General features: G+C 48.8%; 23 protein-coding genes and 2 pseudogenes. 11 read left to right on the top strand and 14 right to left on the bottom strand.

The window, feature by feature from the left end; translation table 11 throughout:
• Positions 1-134: 134 nt before the first annotated feature.
• Positions 135-263, bottom strand: a pseudogene (locus OGW44_RS13915) (alpha/beta hydrolase); the annotation flags it as partial.
• A 144-nt stretch (positions 264-407) separates the two neighbouring features.
• Between OGW44_RS13915 and OGW44_RS13910 the strand changes: the two are divergent.
• The 5 genes from OGW44_RS13910 to OGW44_RS13890 all read left to right on the top strand — a co-directional run bounded on the left by OGW44_RS13910 (position 408) and on the right by OGW44_RS13890 (position 7,010).
• Entirely contained in the window at positions 408-1,418 is a 1,011-nt protein-coding gene (locus OGW44_RS13910) for a LacI family DNA-binding transcriptional regulator (RefSeq protein ID WP_047416667.1), read from the top strand.
• 125 nt (positions 1,419-1,543) lie between these two features.
• Positions 1,544-2,971: a glycoside-pentoside-hexuronide (GPH):cation symporter gene (locus tag OGW44_RS13905; protein ID WP_047416669.1), complete on the top strand. Its 1,428-nt coding sequence runs from the start codon at positions 1,544-1,546 to the stop codon at positions 2,969-2,971.
• The gene (locus tag OGW44_RS13900) at positions 2,949-4,637 is read left to right on the top strand and encodes a glycoside hydrolase family 32 protein (RefSeq protein ID WP_101700531.1); all 1,689 of its coding nucleotides are present in this window, start codon (positions 2,949-2,951) and stop codon (positions 4,635-4,637) included. Before OGW44_RS13905 ends, OGW44_RS13900 begins: the two co-directional genes overlap by 23 nt.
• Before the next feature lie 37 nt (positions 4,638-4,674).
• Entirely contained in the window at positions 4,675-6,051 is a 1,377-nt protein-coding gene (locus tag OGW44_RS13895; RefSeq protein WP_137380194.1) for a NosD domain-containing protein, read from the top strand.
• Positions 6,051-7,010 carry a carbohydrate kinase family protein gene (locus OGW44_RS13890; RefSeq protein ID WP_047416675.1) on the top strand — a complete coding sequence of 320 codons (960 nt, stop codon included), beginning with the start codon at positions 6,051-6,053 and terminating at the stop codon, positions 7,008-7,010. Before OGW44_RS13895 ends, OGW44_RS13890 begins: the two co-directional genes overlap by 1 nt.
• 466 nt (positions 7,011-7,476) lie before the next feature.
• Here the strand turns inward: OGW44_RS13890 and OGW44_RS25655 are convergent, their stop codons facing one another.
• The 13 genes from OGW44_RS25655 to OGW44_RS13830 form a co-directional block, all read right to left on the bottom strand.
• The gene (locus OGW44_RS25655) at positions 7,477-7,569 is read right to left on the bottom strand and encodes a hypothetical protein (RefSeq protein WP_353057862.1); all 93 of its coding nucleotides are present in this window, start codon (positions 7,567-7,569) and stop codon (positions 7,477-7,479) included.
• Positions 7,570-7,854: 285 nt separating this feature from the next.
• Complete coding sequence (locus OGW44_RS13885; RefSeq protein ID WP_109017614.1) at positions 7,855-8,472, bottom strand: tetratricopeptide repeat protein; 618 nt, start codon at positions 8,470-8,472, stop codon at positions 7,855-7,857.
• Positions 8,469-9,284, bottom strand: a complete 816-nt coding sequence (locus OGW44_RS13880) for an SDR family oxidoreductase (protein WP_230852504.1) — start codon at positions 9,282-9,284, stop codon at positions 8,469-8,471. Before OGW44_RS13880 ends, OGW44_RS13885 begins: the two co-directional genes overlap by 4 nt.
• Positions 9,262-9,927 carry an iron-containing redox enzyme family protein gene (locus OGW44_RS13875; protein ID WP_047416676.1) on the bottom strand — a complete coding sequence of 222 codons (666 nt, stop codon included), beginning with the start codon at positions 9,925-9,927 and terminating at the stop codon, positions 9,262-9,264. The genes OGW44_RS13880 and OGW44_RS13875 overlap by 23 nt, the downstream gene beginning before the upstream one ends.
• A 2-nt stretch (positions 9,928-9,929) precedes the next feature.
• Positions 9,930-11,366: an AMP-binding protein gene (locus OGW44_RS13870; RefSeq protein WP_047416679.1), complete on the bottom strand. Its 1,437-nt coding sequence runs from the start codon at positions 11,364-11,366 to the stop codon at positions 9,930-9,932.
• On the bottom strand, positions 11,356-12,003 hold the full coding sequence (locus tag OGW44_RS13865) for a thermostable hemolysin (protein ID WP_065554730.1): 648 nt from the start codon (positions 12,001-12,003) through the stop codon (positions 11,356-11,358). The genes OGW44_RS13870 and OGW44_RS13865 overlap by 11 nt, the downstream gene beginning before the upstream one ends.
• 365 nt (positions 12,004-12,368) lie before the next feature.
• Positions 12,369-13,433 (bottom strand): alpha/beta hydrolase, encoded by a 1,065-nt coding sequence (locus OGW44_RS13860; RefSeq protein WP_047389853.1) that lies wholly within the window; start codon positions 13,431-13,433, stop codon positions 12,369-12,371.
• A gap of 135 nt (positions 13,434-13,568) precedes the next feature.
• Positions 13,569-14,330: a carboxymuconolactone decarboxylase family protein gene (locus OGW44_RS13855; protein WP_137352333.1), complete on the bottom strand. Its 762-nt coding sequence runs from the start codon at positions 14,328-14,330 to the stop codon at positions 13,569-13,571.
• Positions 14,308-14,787, bottom strand: coding sequence for a (R)-mandelonitrile lyase (locus OGW44_RS13850; RefSeq protein WP_103928292.1), 480 nt, complete (start codon positions 14,785-14,787; stop codon positions 14,308-14,310). The genes OGW44_RS13855 and OGW44_RS13850 overlap by 23 nt, the downstream gene beginning before the upstream one ends.
• 107 nt (positions 14,788-14,894) lie before the next feature.
• A complete protein-coding gene (locus tag OGW44_RS13845; protein WP_053389609.1) occupies positions 14,895-15,542 on the bottom strand; it encodes a DUF4405 domain-containing protein in 648 nt (215 codons plus the stop codon).
• Between the two features lie 51 nt (positions 15,543-15,593).
• Positions 15,594-16,244 (bottom strand): flavodoxin, encoded by a 651-nt coding sequence (locus OGW44_RS13840; RefSeq protein WP_032931593.1) that lies wholly within the window; start codon positions 16,242-16,244, stop codon positions 15,594-15,596.
• Positions 16,245-16,314: 70 nt separating this feature from the next.
• Entirely contained in the window at positions 16,315-17,784 is a 1,470-nt protein-coding gene (locus tag OGW44_RS13835; protein WP_185654670.1) for a heavy metal sensor histidine kinase, read from the bottom strand.
• A 15-nt stretch (positions 17,785-17,799) separates the two neighbouring features.
• On the bottom strand, positions 17,800-18,480 hold the full coding sequence (locus OGW44_RS13830) for a heavy metal response regulator transcription factor (RefSeq protein WP_053389600.1): 681 nt from the start codon (positions 18,478-18,480) through the stop codon (positions 17,800-17,802).
• Between the two features lie 219 nt (positions 18,481-18,699).
• On the opposite strand from OGW44_RS13830, the gene OGW44_RS13825 reads away from it, so the two are divergent.
• The 6 genes and pseudogenes from OGW44_RS13825 (at position 18,700) to OGW44_RS13800 (ending at position 23,996) form a co-directional block, all read left to right on the top strand.
• A complete protein-coding gene (locus OGW44_RS13825) occupies positions 18,700-19,749 on the top strand; it encodes an alpha/beta hydrolase (protein WP_185654669.1) in 1,050 nt (349 codons plus the stop codon).
• Between the two features lie 668 nt (positions 19,750-20,417).
• Positions 20,418-20,813, top strand: a complete 396-nt coding sequence (locus OGW44_RS13820) for a VOC family protein (RefSeq protein ID WP_046275293.1) — start codon at positions 20,418-20,420, stop codon at positions 20,811-20,813.
• A 466-nt stretch (positions 20,814-21,279) separates the two neighbouring features.
• Positions 21,280-21,424, top strand: a pseudogene (locus OGW44_RS13815) (IS3 family transposase); the annotation flags it as partial.
• A 194-nt stretch (positions 21,425-21,618) separates the two neighbouring features.
• Positions 21,619-22,572, top strand: a complete 954-nt coding sequence (locus tag OGW44_RS13810) for a LysR family transcriptional regulator (RefSeq protein WP_153646299.1) — start codon at positions 21,619-21,621, stop codon at positions 22,570-22,572.
• Between the two features lie 280 nt (positions 22,573-22,852).
• Positions 22,853-23,323: a CYTH domain-containing protein gene (locus OGW44_RS13805; protein ID WP_137380187.1), complete on the top strand. Its 471-nt coding sequence runs from the start codon at positions 22,853-22,855 to the stop codon at positions 23,321-23,323.
• A 37-nt stretch (positions 23,324-23,360) separates the two neighbouring features.
• Complete coding sequence (locus OGW44_RS13800; RefSeq protein WP_047389878.1) at positions 23,361-23,996, top strand: hypothetical protein; 636 nt, start codon at positions 23,361-23,363, stop codon at positions 23,994-23,996.
• Positions 23,997-24,037: the final 41 nt, after the last annotated feature.

Here is a 24,037-nt window from a genome sequence, read left to right as displayed (position 1 = left end):
TGCGGGCGTTACTATTGAACTGCCACATGTCCGCTCCTCGTGCCAAGCAGACCGTCACGTTCCCATTTTATTTTTTTGATAAAGCTGATGTTTGTATTGAGCCCTCAATAATGAAGGCTCAATATTATCTCTTTCTATTGCAGGTCTTTCTCCTTCAGGAATTGACTCACCATATCAGCAATCTGCACGTTATTCAGATCCGAGAACGGGAAGTGGGTATTGCCTTTGATTCCTTCCTCAGGCAGATGCGTCACAGTGACATTGAATTTTTTACGGTGCTAACGCCAATGGAAGTGAGAGCGCGAACTGGGTTTCATGTAACGCAACAACATGTGAACTGGCTTACATCTTTGACCTCTATCACACTTTATAGTGACATTACTTTTTAGAGGACACATTTCATCATCATGGCTTCCATTAAAGATGTTGCAAAAAAAGCAGGAGTATCAACGGCTACTGTATCGCGGGTGCTTAACAATCACCCCAGCGTAGTGCCTGAAACGCGTCAGGCGGTACGTGATGCAATGGATTTCCTGTGTTATGTGCCCAGTAAAAGCGCGATTCAACTGAGCGGCAAATGTTCAGGCCTCATCGCCGTCGTGTTGCCGAACCTGGTCAATCCGCACTTTTGCGAGCTGCTGGCGACTTTTGAGGAAGAAGCGCGATACATAGGCAAGACGGTGATCGTTAAAACGCATCAAAACCAACCGCAGCAGGATAAACAGATAGTTCATACCCTGATCGGTACGGGAATTGATAGTCTGCTGTGGGTACCGACGGAAGCGGAATCTGAACTTGCAGAGTGGCTCGCGGCTACTCATATTCCGGTTGCGGTGGTAACACAGGTTTCCCGGTTTTTTAATTCGGTATCGATTAATCAGAGCAAAGGTGCAGAAAGCATTGCAGAACATTTTATCCAGACCGGACATACCGCCTTAGGTTTTATTGCGCAGGAGGGGGTCGACAATCGCAAAGTGTCAGCGTGGAGTAAAAAAATCACCGGTCACGGATTAACCATTAACCCACAGAATCAATTCTGGATTACGAAAGGCGAAGGTGAAAAAATATCAGGTCATATAAGTACCCTTGACGACATTATAGAAAAATTAGCCAGGCGGGAAACAGTATGTACATGCCTGATGGTCTATAATGACGTCGCCGCCAGTTATATTATTGATGGATTAAATAATCATGGCATTTCCGTTCCACAGGACATTGCCATTGTCAGTTTTGATAACACATTTTTGGCACAAACTAAAAAAATAACAAGTATAGCTCAGCCGATAAATGAAATTGCGCATCTGGCATTTCAGATGGTTAGCAATAAAAACAATCAGGAGAGTATTGAAATGTATGAAATTGTATCTCGCTTAATTATTCGTGAGAGCAGTGTTAATATTAACATTACAGCTTTGTAAGAATAATATTTACAAATTAAGAAGAACTCAAAGTAGAGAGTATAACCCCGCCTATTTTTACTACGGCATGCGCCGCGCATAAACCGTGCTTTGTAATTATGGCTGTTCAATATTAAGGGATATATATGTCTAATACAGCCGCTGAAAAACACAGCTATTATGAAAGATTGAGCCTGAAAGAAAAGATTGGTTACGGTATGGGTGATGCCGGTTCCTGTATGATTTGGAGCGTACTGGCACTCTATCTGACCTGGTTTTATACCGATGTCTATGGCCTTGATCCCGCGATTGTCGGCACTCTTTTTCTGGTGATCCGCGTTTTTGACGCCTTCAGCGATCCAGTTATGGGGGCGATTTGTGACCGGACCCGCACCCGCTGGGGGAAGTTCCGACCGTGGCTATTATGGATGGCCGTGCCGTTTGGCCTCGGTGCTGTCTTAATGTTCACCACGCCCGACCTGAGCATGAATGGAAAAATCATCTATGCTTGGATCACCTATTTAGTCATGTCATTGATTTATACAGCAATAAATATCCCTTATTGTTCGGTCGCAGGCGTCATTACGCTCAACCCGAAAGAACGCATGGGGTGCCTGTCATGGCGCTTCTTCCTTAACGGCCTGGCCACGCTGATCGTCTCTTCCTCGATTTTACCATTAACCGATTGGCTGGGTGATGGCAGTCGTGCATCCGGTTTCCAGTTAACGATGATGATCATGGGCGGCGCAGCTACCTTAATGTTCCTGTTCTGCTTCTTCAGTATTAAAGAGCGCGTGGTCTCAATTAAAACCAATGAGACCTTAAGAAAGGATCTCAAAGACATTATTAAAAATGACCAATGGTTATTGATGATCTCGATTACCTTCTTGAATGTTTTTCCGGCATTCATTCGCGGGGCCGTGACCATTTATTATGCCACTTATGTGATGCAGGCTTCGGTAGGATTTATTACCTTCTTCATGGCGCTCGGTGTGGCCTGCAACATGTTGGGTAGCGTAATTGCTAAACCGCTAACGGATCGCTTTGATAAAATTAAATTATTCCGCATTATTAATATTATTCTCGGCATACTCTCTTTCGCTCTGTGGTTTGTCGATCCACATTCACTGACGCCGCTGCTGGCACTGTTTATTGTGATTAATATTTTGCACCTGATTCAATCGGGGCCTATTTTGTGGGCAATGATGTCCGACGTTGACGATTATGGTGACTGGAAATTAGGTAAACGGCTGACCGGTATTTCTTTTGCTGGTAATCTATTCATGCTGAAAATGGGACTGGCAGTCGCAGGCGCTATTGTTGCGTGGATATTGTCTTACACCGGTTATATTGCCAATAAACCACAACAAAATACACAGGCCCTCCAGGGCATTATTATGATGTTTTCGTTATTGCCGATGGTGAGTTATTTCCTTAGCGCCTGGATAGTACGCTATTTCAAACTAAACGATACGTTCCTCAGAAAAATTAAAGTCGACCTCGCTAAACGCGAATTGCAAAACGGCTCTGCCCAGACTCAGGAGTATAAAGATGTCCCTGTTGTTGAATGTTAAGCAAGGCCAGCGTATTGATTTATGGCTAAAAGAAACCAAGCCAGCCAGTGAAGCCTTATTTTCCATCCGTATTGAGAGTGAGGTGGTATTCAAAATCAAAACGGCCCCTTGTTATTATTCCTATTTTACCTGGACCGCCTGGCAGGATGGCAATGCTTGTCTGGACTGGTTGCAAGATAATAGCGAGATCTCGCTATGTTATACCTGGCATCCGGATACACTCTCCGAGAATGGAGTCAGTTTTATCGCCACAGAGGGCAATGCGCTTTGTTTGCTGAATGATCGCGACATTGCCAATGGATATCTGCAAGATCCTTTACGTCCGACGCTGCATTTTTCGCCTCACACCGGCTGGATGAATGATCCAAACGGCCTGCATCGCAAAGGCGACGAGTGGCATCTGTTTTACCAGTATCACCCGCATAGCACCCAGTGGGGACCGATGCACTGGAATCACGCGGTGAGCAAAGACCTTTATCACTGGCGGCATTACCCGGTCTTTCTCCAGCCAGAGCAAAATCTGGCGGCGCTGGGGGCGACAGGCGGTGCCTTTTCCGGAAGCGCGTCTATTGATATGCAAGGGCAAACCCATTTTTGGTATACCGAGCGTCTACCGGCATACGATCTATATCGCGGTTATCGCGAAATTCAGAAAATGGCCGTGCCACTGGACAGTTACGACAAACCTGCGTCAGTGAAAACGGTGTTAACTGAACTGCCTTCCGGCGTCGATTGTGATTTTCGCGATCCTAAAGTCTGGTATGAGGAGGCCGATTCCTCTTTTTATATGATCCTCGGCGCCTCTGTGCATGGCGATCCGGCGATGCTGCTGTTCCATTCTTCTGACAGTGAACGCTGGGAATTTCACCATGTGCTATACGTGGCCCCGGCTTACTTTCGTGAAAATGGTGGTCGTTGCGTTGAATGCCCAGACTTTTTCTGCCTTGATGGCGTGTGGGTGTTAATCCTTGGCGTTGTGGGATATACCGAACCTGTCACCGGTCGCCACAACCTGTTGTTCGCACAAACCGGTGATTTTCAACACGGTCATTTCACCCCTTCGGCACAAGCGCTGCAAATGCTGGATTTCGGCACCGATTTCTACGCCCTGCAAACCTGGGGTGAAGAAGAGGGACGTACCGGTTTTGCCTGGTTATATAACTGGGCCACGCAAAAAAACGTTGATTCCACGTATTGCGGCGAAATGTCTTTACCGCGTCGCTTTCATCTCAACGCGCAACAAGAACTGTGTATGACCCCGGTTTTACCGCCAGAGTCACTGGTCATCAATCAGAACAGGCTGGCTGATAACATGCTTTGGTCAAGTGCAGAGGGCAGTAAAGCCTGCATGATCACGTTCACGCCGACAGCCGAGTTTTGTCTGAGGCTAAACGGAAACAGCGGCCAGGAAATTGTCTTCGAATATGACGGCAATTCGTTGTCACTGCGGGAAAAAGGTCAGGATGATGGCCGTTACCATGCACCACTGACCCACGTAGAGGATGTCACATTGTGCTTCGATGCCGGGATCGTGGAAGTCTTCACCAATCAGGGTAGCGTCTGTGGAACACGACGATATTATTCGTGCAATGCACTGACACAAATACAACTCGCCGGTGCTCCGGCAATAGTCACTCATTATCGTGCCGCTTATGCGCAACAATAAAATGGTTTAATTTTAATTCCCAACAAGGATTTAACATATGTCGAGTAATAATTATTACGATGTCACTGAATGGAAAACCGGTAATCCGTATGATGATATTGGTGAAGTTATTAATAGCATCATCGCTGATATTAAGAGCCGACAAACAAATGCCGATATGAATGAAGGCGGTAAACCCGGTGCGGTGATATATATTCCACCAGGCGATTATCATCTTCTCACCCAAATCGTGATCGATATTAGTTATCTAAAAATAATGGGTTCCGGGCATGGTTTTACGTCCTCCAGTATTCGCTTTAATACCCCCGAAAGTGATTGGCCAAACTGGCACGAAATATGGCCGGGTGGCAGCCGTATCCTGGTGGATAGGTTACCGGAAGATGGCGCAGCGGAATCTGCCGGGGCCGCATTCTATATCGCACGCAGTGGCGACCCACGTATAAGCTCGGTCGAGTTTGCAGACTTCTGTATTGACGGCTTGCACTTTGTTGATGACGGTACTGGAAGCAATGATCCGGAGAATAGCTATCTCAATGGCAAGACGGGCATTTACATTGCCAGCGCGCAAGACTCCTTCCGCATCAACGGCATGGGGATGGTCTATCTTGAGCACGGAGTGACGATTTATAATGCTGATGCCTTGGCTATCCATAACAACTTCATCGCTGAATGCGGGAACTGCATCGAGTTACGCGAGTCTGGCCAGGCCTCGAAAATAACCGATAATTTGATAGGTGCTGGCTACAGAGGCTATTCTGTTTATGCGGAAAACTTCGGTGGCTTGTTAATTACCGCTAACAATATCTTCCCGCGTGGTAAAAGTAGCGTTCATTTATCCAATGTGGTTCGCTCATCCATTAGTAGTAATCGCTTTCATTCATTTTATCCAGGCATGCTGATCATGGAAAATGGTTGCACTGAAAACCTGGTTTCGTCCAACCATTTATTCCGCGAACGTGAACCATGGGGACCGATGCAAGTTTACGATAACGGGTTAGATGATTTATATGGACTGCTGTATATCAGTGGCGATAATAACTCGATCATTGCCAACCATATTTCTGAAACTATAGATAAGCAATATATTATGCCAACTGGCGCAACCCCGGTTATTATTCGGGTTGTCTCTGGCAAAGGCAATACGGTTTCTAATAACCATATTGTTGCTACGACCGAAACCTCCGACGTACAGACAGTAGCTAACGCCAATGCATGTTTCTCTACCCAGGTCAGTGCGTTGTTGTCTACACAGGGCCTGGAAACGCTGACGGTAACTACCGTCCAGATAGAAGCGGCCTCGCAGCAAAATATCGTGTTGGACTCAGGCACTGACGGCCAGGTAATGATAGATAAAACCCTGAATGCTTTCAGAGCGACACCCGCTCCCGGAGTGACGGTGGAGGAACACCGTTAATGCGTGGTCACAACATCGCCTGCATTGGCGAACTGTTAATTGATTTTGTCTGTACCGACATTGGTCTGGGGCTGGAGTTCGGGGCCTCCTTCCTCAAAAAAGCTGGGGGAGCCCCGGCAAACGTTGCCGTAGCAATCAACCGTAGCGGTGGGCAAGCCAGGCTGGCGGCAAAAGTCGGCTACGATCCCTTTGGTGATTTCCTGCTTCACACGCTGAAATCGGAAGGCATCGATTGCAGTGGTGTGTCGCGCAGTTCTACAACCACAACGTTAGCATTTGTCGGATTGCAGAACGATGGCGAGCGCGATTTTACCTTTTGCCGTGGTGCGGATGGTGAGCTTGGCTGGCAGGATATCCCCTCAGATTTTCTTGACGATGTCGGCATCGTTCATTTTGGTGCCGCCACTGGCCTGCTGGACGGCGAACTCTATGCTACTTATCAGCGCCTTCTGCATGAAGCCAAACGGCGTGGTTTATTGGTCTCATTTGATCCCAACTATCGAGGAGGGTTGTGGGGGCAAAATCCCCAAGAATTTATCGTCCGCTGCACACCCTGGTTTCAGCAGGCGGATATCGTGAAAGTCAGTGAAGAGGAACTGCACTTCATTACCGGTGCGAAAACGGATACAGAGGGGTGTCAGATACTGCATGAGGCTGGTGTCAGCTATGTCACTGTCACCTGTGGTCGTCGAGGAACGTGGGTCAGTCATCGAGCTGGCATGCAACAACTTATCCCCTCTGTGCCAGTGGATGCTGTTGATTCGACCGGGGCGGGGGATGCGTTTATCGGTGCCTTGTTAGCGCAAATTGCCCGGTCCGGCAGCAGATTAGACGATGGTCCACAGTTCCTGCATGCGGTGCGTTGGGCCAATATCTGTGGCGCATTAACTTGCATGAAATTTGGTGCTATTGACGCTATCCCCGTTCGGCAAGATGTTGATAAATATTTAAACAAGTAGTTAGTGTCGAGAAAAGAAGTTGAAATATCCTGAACTTTCCAGCGCCAAAAATGGCGCTGTGTCGGTATATCCCATTCTGGAAACAGAAGTCGACGTTATAAGGCTATGTTCCTGTTTCTTGCTCATGAAATTCATACGAACATTGTTAATGTGTACAACTGACCGACTTCCCATAGCTCAAGAAGGTTCGATGTAAGAATAAATTCAGAACGTCCGCTTTTCGCTGTGAGTTCAACCGATGGACGCAACACAGGGCTAATGGTAGATATGCTCGTGTAATATAACTTACAATCCGTAAGGAAATGACTTAGGTCTTCATTTACATAAACTGGAAAACAATCATGAATAACCTCGATGATTTGCCTAAGCGCGATCAGAATCATGTTCACGATACAATTGCTAAGACTGCGTTCGAAGCTTGTATCGCTTCGTCAGGTGTGGTTCTGTAGTGGCACAGTTCATTTGGCTACTTGAACAGCCGATTATCGTTGATTCCATGCTCACGAGCGAGTTTCGCCACGGAGATCTCTGGTCGATCTGAGCGTTCAACCATTTTGATTTTGAACTCAACGAGATAATTAGGGCTTTTTTACGCACTGTAGTTAACAATTTCATGGATAGCGCCCATCTTATTTGGTGTCCGCTATGCTGTCAGAAAATTGAGAGTCTGCCAGACGGTGCTGAAATGACGCCTACAATAGGTGAGCTGGGTGTGGATGACAAGCCTGAAAAAGACGAAGGCATCACCACAGTGATGGCTATTCTCGTCAAAGGAAAAAGGGAATATCTGTACCGTTCACAGGGAACAGTGGGCGGCACAGTATATTCTGCGGGTACTGGTTTTTTACTTAATACTGGCCAGATCCTTCGCAATATCACGACGGCGTCCATTATCAGCAATCTCTCGTCCTGGGCGCGCCGGAGCTTTCAGTGCTTTATCCAGATAGCGCTTCGCGTCCTGGTTTTTTTTCTCCTGCAATAGAAAGTCACCATAAAAATAGTTAGGGTCAATACCGTCAGGATTGATCGCCAGCGCTTTCTTTAACATTTCTTCGGCTTTTTCTTTATCACCAAAACCAATCGGCCAGCCTGGTACCTGATAATACAGCGCACCGAGGCTAGTCCAGGCTGACCCCTGCAATGCGCCTGGATCAATCTCAATGGCTTTTTCCAGATTACTGCGCGCCTGTTTAACAAGGCTCAGCGCGCCAAGACCGCCTTTGGCGCCAGCCCAACTGCTGTCAATAATACCTGACCAGATTAACAACGGTGCATCGGTATTGTTAGCTTGAATAGCATTGTGGGTCTTTTGGCTGAGCGCACTGAAACAACTCTCTTTTTTCGCGGCTAACGTCTGATATTGGCAAATGGACCACTCATGCTGTAAATCTTCCAGCGTCGTATTCGCCATTGCAGAGACAGGTATCACTGTCGCAATAATGAGTACATGTAGAATTCTCATTTATGTTCTCCCTTGAGCGGTTTTCTGGCAAATAACTGAATCACAGGTAATTTCTTTCCTAATGCCCCATCGATGACGGTGGGAAACCAGGCATTGATTTTGACAAACAGGCGTTCCATCACGCCAAAGCGGTAGCGTTTCTGTTCAGTTTCAAGTAGACGGGTGAGTCGCGCGGCAACAAAGTCGGGGGAATCGCTACTGTTGCCGAGTTTCTGATTCAGGGCATACACATGTTCGTTGTTCAGCAAGGTTTCTGTTGAACGCGGAGCGGCATACAGTACCGTGATGCCGCTACCCTGTAATTCACGCCCTAATGCTTCAGAAAAACGGTGTGTCGCTGCTTTGGTCGCACTGTAAACGCTCCAGGCTGGATGACCAATTTCCCCAAAGATAGACCCTATATTGAGCACGATCCCTGGTGTATTCATCTTTTGCATTAAAGCACGGGTGAGTAAGGCCGGGATCTCAATGTTGGCGCGGATCTGCTCACGAATATCGTCAAAAGATTGCTGTTCAAACAACGCAAAGCGACTACTTCCCGCATTGTTTATCAGGATATCCAGCCCACCATCCTGGCTAAATCGTGCGGCCAGCGCGTTGATTTCATCATCAGAATAATTACGCATTAGCGCGATGCTGTGCCGCTCCGCATAGGGAAGTGTCTGTTGCAGAAGCTTCATTGCCTGTTCGTTGCGCCCGACAAGGCAAAGCCGTGCCCCTTTTTTCGCCAGCGACAGTGCCAGCGATTGACCGATACCTCCGCTTGCGCCGGTGAGTAAAACCGTCTTGTCATGCAGGTTCATTTGCGTCATTTCCCAGTTGCTCAAGCATCTGCCCATACAAGTTATAAACACGACGGGCGGTGTGGATAATGGCAGTCTGATCGTCCTTATCGGTAATGGTATCCATCAGAGATGCAAAAAATCGCAAATGTCCCTGATCAAGCTCGCCATGTGAACGCAGATAAGTGGTAGCCTGCTCAGGTAGCGCCAGCGTATGCTCAACTTGTGCGGCAACGGCTGATGCTATCGACACGCTGGTACCTTCCAGTACCTGGACCATGCCAAAGAGGCTCATTGGATTGATTCGTTCAATACGATAGTAGAGGTAAGCGATCATCATTTCGATTGGCAGCCCAGGCGTTCCATTTCTGACTTTTTCCGCGTCGCCACCACAGGTGCGAATATCATTGAGGATCCATTCCTGATGTCCGTACTCTTCATCAATATATTCGGCAATGGCTCCTCGCACTGCTTCATGTGAAGCACCAAGACGACTGCCGGCGCACATCAGCAGCGGTACGGTATGGCTGACGTGGTAATATGCCTGCGTCAGAAAGTGGATATACATTGCGCGGGAAATATCGCCTTGCTGGCAGCGGGCGATGATTGGCGATGCCAGTAACCGCTGACGGTCCTCAGCGGTTTGTTTTTGCAGTTCCTGATAAAAACTCATGATTATTCCTCCTCACTGCAGGTGAGAATATCTTGTTTCAGGGAGTGCCAGATGGCGCTCCGCCGGGGACGCCCATTGGCGGTAAACATATCGGGAGATGACAGGACTGAAGTAAAAAGCAGTCGATGGAACCGGGCATAGTCAGGCAAGCGAGCGGAGAGGGCCTGAAGTTGCTCACGGGCCAGTTCCTGTTGACCTTCAAAGACATCAACCAGGGCAACATTGCGTCGCAATCCCTCGCCGAAGATCACAATACGTCGGACCGCCGAACATGCCATTGCTTCAGCTTCCGGCCATTCTGGCGAGAAATTGCGACCAAAAGCATTTATCTGAATATTTTTTAGACGCCCATGAAGATATATAAATCCTTCTTCATCCACTTTGCCGAGATCGCCAGTCGCAACATTCTGCGAGGGTGGTTCAGTCCCCAGATAGCCCAGCGCATTGGCCGGGCTGTTTACATACAGTTGCTGACTGGCATCAACCGATACCTTGATACCCGGTAACGGTTTGCCGACGCTGCCCGCTTTTGCCGCATCAGGCAGATTCAGTGCCACAACGGAACCACATTCCGAAAGGCCGTACCCTTCAAATACCGGTAGACCGCTTTGTCCCGCCAATGCCAACAACTGGGTTGAAATTTTTCCACCGCCGACGGCGATAAAGCGCAAGGATTGCGTGCTTTCCGGGATCTGCTGGTGCAGGTGGAGCAGCGCCCGTAACAGTTCTGGCACCAACACCAGACTTTGTGGATGCCATTTCATCAACACGTGGAAAAACTGAGAGGGATTAAACTGGCTGGAACCTGCGAATCCAATCTGTGCAGAGGGCAGTACCACTGTCTGTGCGCCCAGCAACATAGGGATATAGATTCCGCACAAATTCTCCAGCAGAATGCTGAGCGGTAGTGTGACCAGATGCTTTTGCGAATTGATATTCTGCAGGGCCCTGGCCAGCGTTTGTGCAGTCCAGAACATCCCTTCCTGGCTCAGACAGACGCCTTTAGGTTCACCTGTAGTGCCAGAGGTATACGTTATTTTGGCCGTCCCGGCAGGCAGGGGCGTTGGAGCAGTAATCTGGCGAGTTTGCAGTCTGCCGAATGGGAAATCATGCCTCAGCCAGCCGACCATCAACTCGCCGCCGATTTGCGCATCAACCGATGCCGATGCGCGTACCCACTCTTTTTGTGCGTCGGTGAAGAAGGCGGGGACAGGGATAATAATGATCCCACAAGCCAGACAGGCGAGATCGATGATCGCCCACTCCGGGCTGTTGTCGGCTTCCAGCGCCAGACATTTAACTCCGAGTGACTGTAATCGTGTTGCGGTGTCAATCACGGTTTCATGATATTGCCGCCAGCTCCAGAACCGGGTTTCTCCTTGCAGGGCTACGCTATCGGGATGTAGACGAGCCTGCTGCTCAAGCGCGTTAAGAAACATGGCGTCCTCCTGAAAGATCAGTCCATGGGGCATCTGGTAATGGCGTAAACAGGGCTAACAGCATGGTGTTCTGACTCAGCGCTGTGTATCCGCCAGTCAGTTCTCCTGCCATTATTTGTGGATCATGTTGGTAGTACTCACCCCATTCCAGGGCCGCATCGCCCAGTCTGCCAGGATCAGCAGACATCAACTGAATGGGATGTAGATTCAGACGGTAGAAGGTGTTGCGGATTTTCTTCGTACCAGTAAACACGATCCATCCGTAGTGATATTGATTAAGCAACAGACAGAGGGCGGCATACATAATCCGCGCGCTGGCACCATCACGCGCGCCGAAATTGCCGATTTCGACAATTGCTTCACGCGGAACAGGCAGTTCCAGCCGCGACGATAATGTCGTTTCAATTGGAGTATCAAGGTATTGTTCCAGGTATAACGTTCCATGAGATGCCACCTGGACGCCGCATGCGGCTTTAAGTTCACCGTTGGCGTCATACATACCAAGAAGCCAGGGCATACAGCGGGAAAGTGAAGCATGGTAAACCTGATGATAGTTTTCGCGTATTAATGCAGAAATATCATTATGTTCGCTTCCGCCATGTAGCCATTTTAATGTGTAGGGCGAGATTATTCGCATGATAAGACCTCTCACAGATGTCCTATCAATAATGGGGAGATATTATTATGTTAACCTTAAGATGACTGATTATTTAAATTTTCCAAATTTAATAAAACTTTAAGGTTTTCTATCTATAATTCATCACTTTCGTTAACGGCTTTACGACATGCCCCTTTTTTAGAAGTAAATACCGGTATTTATGCTCGGGTATATGGTGAAAGAACACCAACTGGGATGCTATCCTTAATATAATGTGAAATTAGCGGGAAGCAAAATTCCGCCTCTCCCTTATAGCAGACTTTCGCTCCCCCATTTTATTTTTTTTTGATATAACTGATGATTGTATTGAGCCCTCAATAATGAAGGCTCAATACTAGCTCTTCCTATTGTAGATCTTTTTCCTCAAGGAATTTACTCACCATATCAGCAATCTGCACGTTATTCAGATCCGAGAACGGGAAGTGGGTATTCCCTTTGATTCCTTCCTCAGGCAGATGCGTCACAGTGACATCCCCGCCATGCTTGTTCACCACGTCACGCCACTCGCGAGCCATTGCCAGACGTACGCGCCAGCTGTCCTGCGCGGGCATGGCGACAGGTTTATCCGGGATGTTATCGCCGTAAATAATCAGAATCGGAATTTTAGTCAGTGCCATAAACTGCTCCATCGGCACCGGTTCACCCTTCAGCGTGTCGAACGCGCTTGGCATTGGGGCAGGGAGCTCTTTCTCCGGGAAGACAAAGCTGCTACCAGGCTCGAAGGCGACAATGGCTTTGACCTTGTCATTTTTCATCGCCGTGTACCAGCCTGGTCCGCCACCCTGGGAGTGGGTGAAAAGGATAGCCGGGCCGGATTTATCCACGACGGCGGACATCGCATCGGAGATAACATTGATATCAAACGGCCCGGTATTTGGGGTCATCTGACGGAAATACTGATTCAGGGCTTCTTTGTCGTGAGAAAACTGAACGCCCTTAAAATACTCTGGCCACACGCCAACGCGGAACTGGTTAAACCACATCTGTTCATCCGGTTTAGGCGTAACCGTACCTTCTACCGTCGTGCGCCCGGCGCTGCCCCGGCGGGGCTGATCGACAAGATAAGTTGAGAATCCACGACGCAGGAATATGTTCTGGAATCCTTCGCGACCATCCGGGGTGGTTTCCCAGGTGCGGGAGAACTGACCTGCGCCGTGCAGCATGACGATAGGGTATTTATGCGGATTTTCCGGAATTTGGTAGAACACAGACGCATGATCGCCATGCCAGGTTTGACCCGCAGAGTCCAGCGGCGTTTTCGCGTCAAATTTCCCTGGTGCGGTGATGATAGTGCCACCAGCAGAAAAGCTTCCCTGTTCCTGAATGACCAGCGGCTCGGCGTATACCGACTGAGCCACCATGCCACCCGCCATCGCGCAGATGGCCAGCGTTTTTAAGACAGTTTTCAAGATTACATCCTCTGTTATGTTTGCCGTTCAATCATATCTGAGTTGTCAGCGTGAATTATTTAGCACCTTTGATTGCCCTTATTTGGCAGACTCATGAATGCGGAGGATTAGCACCGTATCGTCTCAAACCAACGCCTAACTGTTTGCTAACGCCCGTTGCAGCGCCTGTTCCGCCCGCGTAGCCGCATCTTCTTCGCCATGTTCACGCAGAACCTGTGCCAGTTGGCGCAGTTGCGCTGCCGTCAGGCCGACTCGCATGCTGGCTCGCGTATGCGATAACAGCTGAGCTTCAACGCCCGGCGTGGCGGCTAATGCGCCAACCGTTGCCAGCTCGCGGCTTTGCCAGTCGAGGTTATCGCGGGCGAAAATGTCGCCGAACAGATGCGTTTGTAGGAATTGATTAATGACCGGGGCAAAATCAAACAGAGGTCCCTGGACGGGGGCGCCGGAGATTTTAGTCTGGTTTGCGGTACCGACACGGCGAAGCTCATCTCCGACAGGGATGGCGGCGACCGGCTCTTTACCTTCAACGTCTTCAACGCCACGTTGTTTACGTGCTTCGACGACTTTCATCAGTTCATTCAGCGCGTTCAGGCTACGGGGAAATCCCGTATAGGCATAGAGCTGGACGAGAATCTCTTTGGTCTCGTTTATCGTGAGTCCTGCATCAAGCCCCTGATTCAGTGCGGCATTCAGCTTATCCATCTGACTGCTGGCCATTGATGCCGCAATCAACGGGATGGCTTGCTGGCGAGCTGACAGCGTATCTGAAACCGTTTGTTCGTGGTTCATTTCTGAGGCTCCTTTATTGACGGGCGCAGCATGTGCCGTGAGACCCAAACCAAAGGTCAGCAGTACCGCTGCCGTTAATGCCTTAATGGGCGTGGTATTGTTCATCTGTCACTTTCTCCATCCAGTTAACGCTTTTGCCATCCACAATCCCGGTTATCGCCAGGTGCGTCATTGCGCTGCCGGGTGCCGCCCCGTGCCAGTGTTTGACGCCCGCCGGGCAAGAGACAACGTCGCCAGCGCGGATGACCTGCACCGGTTGGCCTTCTTGTTGGGTAAGCCCAATTCCCGAGGTCACAATCAGCCGCTGCCCTGCCGGATGCGTATGCCAGGCGGAACGAGCACCTGGCTCAAAGGTGACATAAGCCCCGGAAACGCTAATTTCGTTATCTGGTTTGAAGAGAGGATCAACCCGGACGCGACCGGTAAAGTTCTCTGCTGGCCCGTACACCGCATTCTGGCTTCCGGCGGTGGCGATATGGACAGCGGGATTTTGCTCCGCCGCCCAGGATGAAAACGTAAAGAGGGGCAGTAACAGCCCGAGGTAACGTAAATGTCTGATCATGCAAAGCGTCCTTATCTACAATGATGGAGAGGGTCTGCAATGATTCTAATCAGGGGGAGATGTCGTCAGACTGACGCCAGCCTGACAATTCTGTCAGTTAACCCTTATTATGGTGACGCTGCTTTGTCTTTTCTAAAAATAAGGCACCAAAGCGAAAACCGTGTCATTAATGAAAATAAAACAATAATGGCCAGGTAGCGTAGATAAAAAAGTAGGGCAGATTCATCGTAATCGAAAAAGGAGAAATCGACCTTTATCAACAAATAATCGAGATAGTCCTGGTTCAGTAATTCGTACAATCCCAGTAGTGCGATTAGCGAAAAAACTCCTGGCATCATGACATTTGCAAAGAATGAATTGCTGGAGATGTTCAGGACCCGGCAGAAAAAAGTCGCCAGCATTTTCCAGTGCAACCCGATATGCAGCGCCAGAATGAGCATTCCCCAGTGGACCGACGTCATGTGTACTTTCCTGACCCAGCTCGCCGGGTTGTGGAACGCCTGGTCCAGAAGGATATGTCGGGACAGCATCATGCCCGAGACAATCGCGGTCAGAATGACAACGAATGTCACTGCATTAATGATTCTGTTAACTACCAGCATGGGTAACGGAATATTGGGTGACAGTGACCACAAGCGATGCCGGTTAAGATATAAATGCAGCATGATGAGCAGCGTAAAAATAATACCCGCCCATTCATGCACGATTTCACCGTGAAGGTGAAATCCCATCAATACCAACAGAAGTAACGTCATCAGAGCATCCTGCATGACCTGGAAAATATAAATTTTCTTCATGTCGAGGGATTAACGCTGTGGCTGGACTTGTTTTACCCATTGCTCAACCTGCGCGGGTACGTCAGGAGCTGAAATATCGTTGCGCGAGATCGCGAGCGCACGAGTGACTAATTTGGCCTGTGGCTGCATGCGAGCAATTTCTCGCAGGGAGTCGGCTAACCTGCTGCCACCATGGGTGGTAAAGGGAACGACCGTTTTGCCTGCAAAGTCATTTTGCTCAAAGAGGCTGTATATCACCATTGGCATGGTATACCACCAGATGGGGTAGCCGACGTAAATGGTGTCGTAATCGCTCAGGTCAGGGAGCGGCGTTTTTAGCGAGGGTCTGGCTTTCGTTTGCTGTTCCTTTTCGGCAACGCGCAAAAGTGCATCATGCTGGCGAGGGTAGGGAGTGGCGGTTTCAATGCGAAACAGGTCGCCGTGAGTCTGCTTCTGAATCAGTTGCGCAATAAACTGCGTGCTGCCGGTCTCTGGCGTATTTTTTTGTAATACGCTGGCCCCGGAAAAACCATCCACGGCACCAGGTTTCATCTCCTCTGGTTGTGAAAAGTAGATAATCAGCGTGCGGGCGTGTGCGGATGAATCCTCTGATGCGAACGCGGGCTGCCCCAGAAGCCCCATGACCATCATCGCCAGAAACCCGCTAAATACCTTTTTCATTCTCACTGTTTCATTCCTTCAATCAGCCGTGGTGAGTATCAGCAGTGATTCTGGCGCAGATAGCCTGACATCAGACTGACGACTCTCTGACAATTTTGTCAGAAGTCTTTGCGCGCGGAGATCCCGATTTTGTCTCTGAAATCAGTCTCCCGGTTCGGATAGCGTCAGGCTGTTTAGCAAACGTCAGGCCAAAGGTATTGATACCGTTCTCGCTACGGGCAAAGACATCTCCCCGGTGCATAATGGCGACGGCGCGGACGATCGACAGGCCCAGCCCATGATGGGTATCACTCCTGGATCGGGAGGTGTCAACACGATAGAACCGTTCGAAAAGCCGCTGTAAGTGCTCTGGCGCTATCGGATCGCCAGGGTTAGAAACGTCTACACAAGCTTGATTGCCTTTTTCGCTTAAGCGTACCGTAACCGTGCTATTGGAGGGGGAATGCCTGGCGCTATTTTCCAGCAAATTAGCCAGTGAACGGTGAAATAGCCGCCTGTCGATATGCGCCGTGACGTCGCCCTCAACCTCCAGCGAAAGCTGTTTTTCAGCAAAAGAGGGTTCAACATATTCCGCTGTTTTCAGGGTTTCTTCTCGCAGGGACACCTGCGTAAGCTGGGAAGCATGTTCACCTGCGTGCGCATGAGACAGGAACAGCATGTCGTTAACTATCGACGTCATGCGTTCAAGCTCTTCCAGATTGGAACCCAATAACTCTTCCAGTTCATCTTGTGAACGTCGGCGTGATAGCCCGAGTTGCGTCTGACCGATCAGGTTAGTCAGCGGGGTACGAAGTTCATGCGCAACATCGGCATTAAAGCTCTCGAGCTGTCGCCAGGCGATTTCCTGACGCTCTAACACACCGTTAAATGATGATGCCAGTTGCTGCAGTTCTTCGGGCAACGCGCAGGTATTCAGGCGCTGGCCATGGTCACCTGGTGCAAGGTGTTGTGCCTGCTGACTGAGCATGCCCACCGGACGCAGGCCAATCCGTGAAACAACGTATCCCAGTAAGGCGACAATCAGTACGCCCAGCGCGGCAATAATCAGCAGCGTCCGTGTGAACGCATCAAGTGTGCCCATATACGGCGTAGAGTCGATGGCAACCACATAGCGCAGCTCAGGCCTTTCACCGTTGGCGGGGATGGTTTTCACTAACAGGAACAGTGAGCATGCACCTTCCGATGCGCCGGGCACTTTATTAAATCCCTCCTGCAAAGAAGACCACTGAACGCCCACCGGTGGTATTCCCCCCATGCTAAAGCGCGGGTTATCGCTCACTATCCAGTAGCGAACGCGCTCACCTTCAGAATTGGTTAGCAGAGTAAATTTATTAGCCAACGTCGACCAGCCGTCAGCCGAGGTTCGTGCGGCGATCCACGGACTCATTAATGATTCCCGGAACAACAGTTCGTTGTGCATCTGCTTTTGCAAAGAGTCATGTAAGGAGCTTCTGAGCAAGATACCGATAATGGACACAATCAGCAGCGCGGATAAGGCAAACATCAGCGCCAGGTGAACGGAGATGGAACGTTTAGGCATGCTGAGCCTCTTCATTTATTCCGACCGGACTTCGAGGACATACCCCATGCCACGAACGGTATGTAACAGTTTGACGTCGAACGGGGTATCCACTTTGGCTCGCAGACGTTTAATGGCGACTTCAACCACATTGGCATCGCTGTCAAAATTCATGTCCCATATCTGCTCAGCAATCATCATTTTTGACAGGATCTCCCCCTGATGCCGGGCCAGAAGACTTAACAGGGAAAACTCTTTTGCGGTCAACTCCAGTCGCGTTCCGGCGCGAAATACGCGGCGGGCCAGCAGGTCGAGATGCAGATCGTGAATTTGCAGTTGGGTGATGTCTGCGCCATCCGTAGCGCGGCGACGCACCAGTGCCTGAATGCGCGCCACCAGTTCAATCAGCGAAAAGGGCTTAGGGAGATAATCATCAGCGCCAAGTCGAAGCCCTTTAACGCGCTCGTCGACCGAACCGCGGGCCGAGAGCATCAGTACCGGCGTTTGTTTGACGGCTCGCAGCCCCTCGAGTACCCGGTAGCCATCCATCCCCGGCAGCATCACATCAAGGATTATCGCGTCGTAGTCAAGCTCCAGTGCGTAATGAAGACCTTCAGCGCCATCTGCAGAGACATCTACCGTAAATCCGGATTCACTCAACGCACGGTTGAGATAGGTTGACGTTTTTTCTTCATCTTCGACTAGCAACAGGCGCATAACGGGATTTCCTCTTAACTGTTCAATCGGGCTTATTCTGCCTCTTGATTGCCAACATAAAGCTGACGCTTACCTGACAGCATTGTCAGAAACATGAAGCCATCTCAGCCTGCTTGCTGACAAAAATGTTATTTACCTGTCACGATGCTGACAGGCCTCTCTCTCTAACCTGAGTCTGCACATTTAAATCCGCAAGCCTGAAACTCATCGGGAGAGACCATGAAATTCAATCTGTTAACTGCAATACTGCTCACGGCAATAACCGGGGCCACCTCAGTCAATGCGGCTGATTACAAAAAAAATCCATTTACCCTGGCCTATGACGGTGCCATCACTGAGAACGTCAAAGGCAAGGTCAACATTCATCCGGTGAAGTACGATCTGCATGGCATACAGATAGCTGCGAATGTCTATATCCCTGCTAACTATGATCCCGCCAAAAAATACCCTGCCGTGGTGGTTGCACATCCGAATGGCGGCGTAAAAGAGCAGGTCGCAGGTTTGTATGCCCAGCGTCTCGCCGAGCAGGGCTACATCACGATTACTGCCGACGCGGCTTATCAGGGCGCGAGCGGTGGGATGCCTCGCAGCGTGGATAAACCCGCTAATCGCATCGAGGATATCCACGGCATGGCTGACTACATCAGCCAGTATCCGGGAGTGGATACTTCCCGCCTCGGTCTGCTGGGTATTTGCGGAGGCGGCGGTTATTCACTTGTTGCGGCCGAAACGGATCAACGGTTTAAATCGATTGCAACCATCAGCATGTTTAATTCAGGCCTGGTGCGCCGTAACGGTTTTCAGGACTCACAGCTGGATACTATTCAGCAGCGTCTTCAGCAGGCTTCTGACGCACGTGCTCAGGAAGCTTCCGGAGGCGAAGTCCTGTACTCCGGTGATGCCAATCTGACTGATGAACAGATCGCTAAGTTACCTTTTGCCTTATATCGACAGGGCTATGAGTACTACTGGAAAACTCACGCGCACCCGAACTCTACGTTTAAATACACGACAAGCAGCCTGTTAGATTTGATGAGTTTTGACGTTACGGACCATATCAATCTCATCAATAAACCGCTGCTGATGATTGCTGGTATAAAAGCCGACACGCTCTATATGACGGAAGATGCGTTTGCGAAAGCCACCGGTACAAAAGACAAAGAACTCTTCCTGATCGATGGCGCTACCCATATCGAGACGTATTGGATTCCTGAGTACGTCGACAAGGCTTTGCAAAAGCTGGACGTCTTCTTCGATAAGAGTATTTAACCCCTATCAGACGATACCTTTGGCCAGCCACTCAGGCTGGTCATATCAGGACATAATGAGTGTGTCCGCATGTGACCAAGACTAACGAAGTCGGGAGGAAAGATAATTACGCACATTAAATAGCCGCTATGAATGAAATTCATAAAACGGCAGGGACATCTGAGGATTATTTTTTGCCTGTAAGGTTTTACTTCGTGGTACAGGCCAACTTTAGGTTTAGCATTACGGCATTGAGTGCCTCCTTATCCAGCATGGCTTCGGCATGCAGCTTCTTGAGGCGGGCGTTCTCCTCTTCAAGCGACTTGTTCGTCGGAAAAAACTTTAAAATAATACTTAAGGCGTTAAATGCTAATGCCCGACGCCTTTCAGGTTACTTGCAGGACGGTCACAGCGGGAAAATGCAAACAGGGTTGTGCTATTAGTCAGATACACACCTTTTAACTTGCTAAGAAAAGCTATAATCTGATGTCGTCAACGCAAACTATAAGCTCAATGAGAGAATATACAGGAACAGAACTGGAATAATCGCACTTTCAGGAATACAAATGAGCACCAGGATGATATATCTGAATTTTGACAGAGCTTATCTCTGATAAGCCAAATTAATAGTCACGCTCAGATGCTCAAACTTGCATTTTGTGGTTTATGTAATATATAAGGGAAAATATATGAAATTCAACAATGTAAGACTGTTAGTCAAAGATTACCGCAAATGTTTCAATTTCTACACCCAGAAGCTTGGTTTGGAAGCTGTCTGGGATATTGAAGATTGCTATGCCAGCTTCAAAGTCGCCGAAGGTATAGAAGGCCTTGCTATCTTTACTTCTGATCTGATGGCCCCAATTATTGGAAATGCTGACAGAGAAAAATCGATAATATATCGCGAAAAATCAATGGTTTGTTTCGAGGTTGATAATGTAGATGAAAGCTTTGAGGCCTATTCGTTAAAAGGGATTAAATTCATTAACGAGCCAATGGATATGCCAGAATGGGGTGTGAGAGTGGTTCATCTGTACGATCCGGAGGAAAACTTGATTGAGTTATTTACGCCGCTTGGAGGCTAACAGGGGGGTTATTACTTGAGGCATAACACCCGACTGTTGATACACGGTTATCCGGACCAACACTAAACTCGTTGGGGACTGCAGACGTTTTGGCTATCGCCATATATGACACCTCTGTATAGCTGAGATCAGCATGCCTGCAACTGCTCCGTCATGCGCCCCCTAACTTCTCGTTCGTGCTTCCTATTTCAAGCAGATTCCCCTCTGGATCGGAAATATAAAAATTTCGGATGCCAAAAGAAAGCGTCATTGGTCTACCTGCAGAAAATTGCAATTTCGACTTTAACTCTTTACTTGCAAATAATGGTTATTATCACCTGGTAATATAACTGAGCTAATTCACTTATTACTTAACCACCTTTAGTTAAATTCGCAAAATCCCTTTTATTTCTACTGTAGTGGTTTATTGAATTTGGCCACCTGAGCAGAGGTGATATGCTCATCTCAGAACAATACAGGTGTCCCAATGAAAAAAAGAAATTTCAGCGCAGAGTTTAAACGCGAATCCGCTCAACTGGTCCTTGGCCAGAACTACACCGTTGCAGCAGCGGGATGAACGACAGTGTAAAATGCCAAAAGCCTCCCCTATAACCCCGGAACAGGTACGTATAACAATGGTAACGCCCTGTTTGCGTGGATGCGCTTCGGCTTTTAGAGACAGCGAGGCATTATCACCTTTTCTCATGCGGTTTCCGGAATACGTCATCCAGTAAAACGAACGGATGCTCCCCTGCTTTTTCTGTGTTAATTCGGTATATTCATATTCAGAATCGTTAAACGCACCTCTAACCGCTGGTACCTAAATATGGATATTGACCATTTTAAGACGTTCAACCAGGTTGTTATCAGCGGCAGTTTTACTAAGGCCGCACAGGCACTCTTTTTATCTCAGCCCGCCATCAGCATGCAGATCCAGGCACTGGAAAGCTATCTGAAGGTGTCATTATTCGATCGTTCCCGTCGGCAAATTAGTTTAACCAAAGAAGGCGAAGTCCTGTTTGAATACACACAGCGTATTTTTCATCTTTTTGATGAAGTACAGAGCGTGTTTCAGGACATCAGTAAACTACAGGTAGGCCGTCTGACCATCGGGGCGACGGGCGTGATGGGCACTTACTATCTCACGCGTTTTATTCAGCGTTTCCACGAACGCTTTCCGGGAATTGAACTGGAAATTCTGACCGGTAACTCGCACCACATTGCAGAACTGGTCGCCAGCGGCGAGGTTGAGATCGGTTTTGCCGGACGTTCCGTAATTCGCTCTCCGTTACAACAGGTATTTCTGCATCGGGAAAACTACAAAGTAGTGGTGGGCAAGCACTCCCCCCTGGCGACATGTGCCGGGCAGGATATGAGTCCGGATGAATTACTACAATCACCTTTCATTATGCGTGAGAAAGGAACACGGATAAGAGCCAAAATAAATTCGTGGTTTAAACGTCACTCAGCGAACACCGCTCCGCAAAACCGTGTGACGCTCTCTAATCTGGAGGCGACTAAACGGCTTATCGGCAGCGGTTATGGCGTAACCGTGATTCCTCATCTGGCGATATCCGATGAGTTGAACAGCGGTGAGCTGGTTGAACTTCATGTCAAAGGTTTTAATCTCGCGGTAGATTACTACCTTGTTTACCAGGGGGAGCACTCACTGTCCCGCGCCGCCCTCGGCTTTATTTCACTGCTTTATGATGACACTCCAGATAATGAGTGGGGGAGTTTTCCTGAGCTGCTGGAAAATATATTCCATAATCATCGCTAAGTGGCATTGTTCATTATCCTTGATACAACAAGGACTCATACGCTTATGTCTGAAAAAACAGCCTATAAGCCGAACACATTCCTTACGCCCCTATCAAATTTAACTCTCTAAAATTAATGAGAAAATAATAAATGTGATCGGTATCAACCTATAAACTGAGCTTATAGGTCTGATACTGATTTACAATTTTTAATCCTGTCAGAAGCCTGCCTAATATGGAGTCAATTAAGAGAGATAGTGAATAACTATCGACAGATGTTCCGACAATGAGAGGCTTAAGATGGCTAAAGAAATTGAAAGGAAATTCCTGGTGTGCTCAGAGCAGTGGCGCGCACTTGCAGAGGGAACCGTTTATCGTCAGGGATATCTCAGCAGTATAAAAGAGAGAACCGTTCGTATCCGGACGATAAACGATAAGGCGTTCCTGACCATCAAGGGAGTTACCGTTTCTGCAACGCGAACTGAATATGAATACGAAATTCCGTATGCCGATTGCTGTGCCATGCTGGATGAGCTGGCAGAGCGCCCCATTATCGAAAAGAAACGCTACAAAATCCCGGTGGGTGATGTGGTGTGGGAAATCGACGAATTCATGGGGGTTAACGCCGGACTGATCGTCGCAGAAGTGGAATTGAAAAGTGAAGAGCAGCAGTTCGATAAACCCGAGTGGATTGGTGAAGAGGTGAGCGGCGATCCACGCTATTTCAACTCCAATATGGTCGCCCATCCTTTTACCGAATGGGATAAATAGCGGCATTCACCATTCTTAATGGAACAGGAGAATCACAATGGCTACGCATATGGATAAGAATACCGCCACGTCGTCGAGCGATGCTGAAAAAATCATTCCTCGCGCGGAGTTCCGCGTATTCGGCCACGGCATTATCGAACGGGTAAAAGAAAAAATGTGGGATGCCAAAGCCACATTATTTAAGGCTCGTAAGATGCCGGAAGAGACCTACTTTCTGTCGCTACATACCGATACGGTTAACGTTAAAGTCCGCGACGGTCTGCTGGATATCAAAACGAAAACCGGCGAAACCCCTGAAGGCTATGAGATCTTCCAGCCGCGCGGCAAGTTTCAATTCCCGGTGCAGCGTGAGGAGTTAGCCACCATTTTGCAGCACCTCCAGGTCAACATGGCGCTGGATAAAGAGAGCTATACCCTGGAAGAATTTACCAATATGGCGCGGGCCAGTAGCGATTTAGTACCGGTTAAGGTAGAGAAAATGCGCTACGGTTTTTCCGTTAACGGCATCATCAGCGAATACGCGCAGGTATGGTTTAACGGTGCGATGGTCGAAACCGCCTGTTGCGAAAGTGAAGATTATGCCGGAATTAAGGCAGCGGTTGCGGCGCTGGGGCTCGACGAACTGCCTAACACGAATTATCTGAAAGCCGCCAGACAGGTTGTTGGCATGTGAAATTCACGCCTCCATGGGTAGCTTGCTGCCCATGGAGGCGC

The organism is Citrobacter sp. Cb023, assembly GCF_030336805.1.
Taxonomy (GTDB): Bacteria; Pseudomonadota; Gammaproteobacteria; order Enterobacterales; family Enterobacteriaceae; genus Citrobacter; species Citrobacter braakii.
The sequence above is the reverse complement of the archived record's forward strand: the minus strand, read 5'-3'. Positions and strand labels throughout refer to the sequence as shown.

Coding starts and splice junctions, on each gene's coding strand:
- OGW44_RS13830 (WP_053389600.1), bottom strand. CDS start 18,480: ATGCGCCTGTTGCTAGTCGAAGATGAAGAAAAAACGTCAACCTATCTC.
- OGW44_RS13805 (WP_137380187.1), top strand. CDS start 22,853: ATGGCTAAAGAAATTGAAAGGAAATTCCTGGTGTGCTCAGAGCAGTGG.
- OGW44_RS13900 (WP_101700531.1), top strand. CDS start 2,949: ATGTCCCTGTTGTTGAATGTTAAGCAAGGCCAGCGTATTGATTTATGG.
- OGW44_RS13885 (WP_109017614.1), bottom strand. CDS start 8,472: ATGAGAATTCTACATGTACTCATTATTGCGACAGTGATACCTGTCTCT.
- OGW44_RS13875 (WP_047416676.1), bottom strand. CDS start 9,927: ATGAGTTTTTATCAGGAACTGCAAAAACAAACCGCTGAGGACCGTCAG.
- OGW44_RS13855 (WP_137352333.1), bottom strand. CDS start 14,330: ATGAACAATACCACGCCCATTAAGGCATTAACGGCAGCGGTACTGCTG.
- OGW44_RS13870 (WP_047416679.1), bottom strand. CDS start 11,366: ATGTTTCTTAACGCGCTTGAGCAGCAGGCTCGTCTACATCCCGATAGC.
- OGW44_RS13880 (WP_230852504.1), bottom strand. CDS start 9,284: ATGACGCAAATGAACCTGCATGACAAGACGGTTTTACTCACCGGCGCA.
- OGW44_RS13825 (WP_185654669.1), top strand. CDS start 18,700: ATGAAATTCAATCTGTTAACTGCAATACTGCTCACGGCAATAACCGGG.
- OGW44_RS13810 (WP_153646299.1), top strand. CDS start 21,619: ATGGATATTGACCATTTTAAGACGTTCAACCAGGTTGTTATCAGCGGC.
- OGW44_RS13800 (WP_047389878.1), top strand. CDS start 23,361: ATGGCTACGCATATGGATAAGAATACCGCCACGTCGTCGAGCGATGCT.
- OGW44_RS13835 (WP_185654670.1), bottom strand. CDS start 17,784: ATGCCTAAACGTTCCATCTCCGTTCACCTGGCGCTGATGTTTGCCTTA.
- OGW44_RS13895 (WP_137380194.1), top strand. CDS start 4,675: ATGTCGAGTAATAATTATTACGATGTCACTGAATGGAAAACCGGTAAT.
- OGW44_RS13890 (WP_047416675.1), top strand. CDS start 6,051: ATGCGTGGTCACAACATCGCCTGCATTGGCGAACTGTTAATTGATTTT.
- OGW44_RS13865 (WP_065554730.1), bottom strand. CDS start 12,003: ATGCGAATAATCTCGCCCTACACATTAAAATGGCTACATGGCGGAAGC.
- OGW44_RS13845 (WP_053389609.1), bottom strand. CDS start 15,542: ATGACGTTACTTCTGTTGGTATTGATGGGATTTCACCTTCACGGTGAA.
- OGW44_RS13850 (WP_103928292.1), bottom strand. CDS start 14,787: ATGATCAGACATTTACGTTACCTCGGGCTGTTACTGCCCCTCTTTACG.
- OGW44_RS13905 (WP_047416669.1), top strand. CDS start 1,544: ATGTCTAATACAGCCGCTGAAAAACACAGCTATTATGAAAGATTGAGC.
- OGW44_RS13840 (WP_032931593.1), bottom strand. CDS start 16,244: ATGAAAAAGGTATTTAGCGGGTTTCTGGCGATGATGGTCATGGGGCTT.
- OGW44_RS13910 (WP_047416667.1), top strand. CDS start 408: ATGGCTTCCATTAAAGATGTTGCAAAAAAAGCAGGAGTATCAACGGCT.
- OGW44_RS13820 (WP_046275293.1), top strand. CDS start 20,418: ATGAAATTCAACAATGTAAGACTGTTAGTCAAAGATTACCGCAAATGT.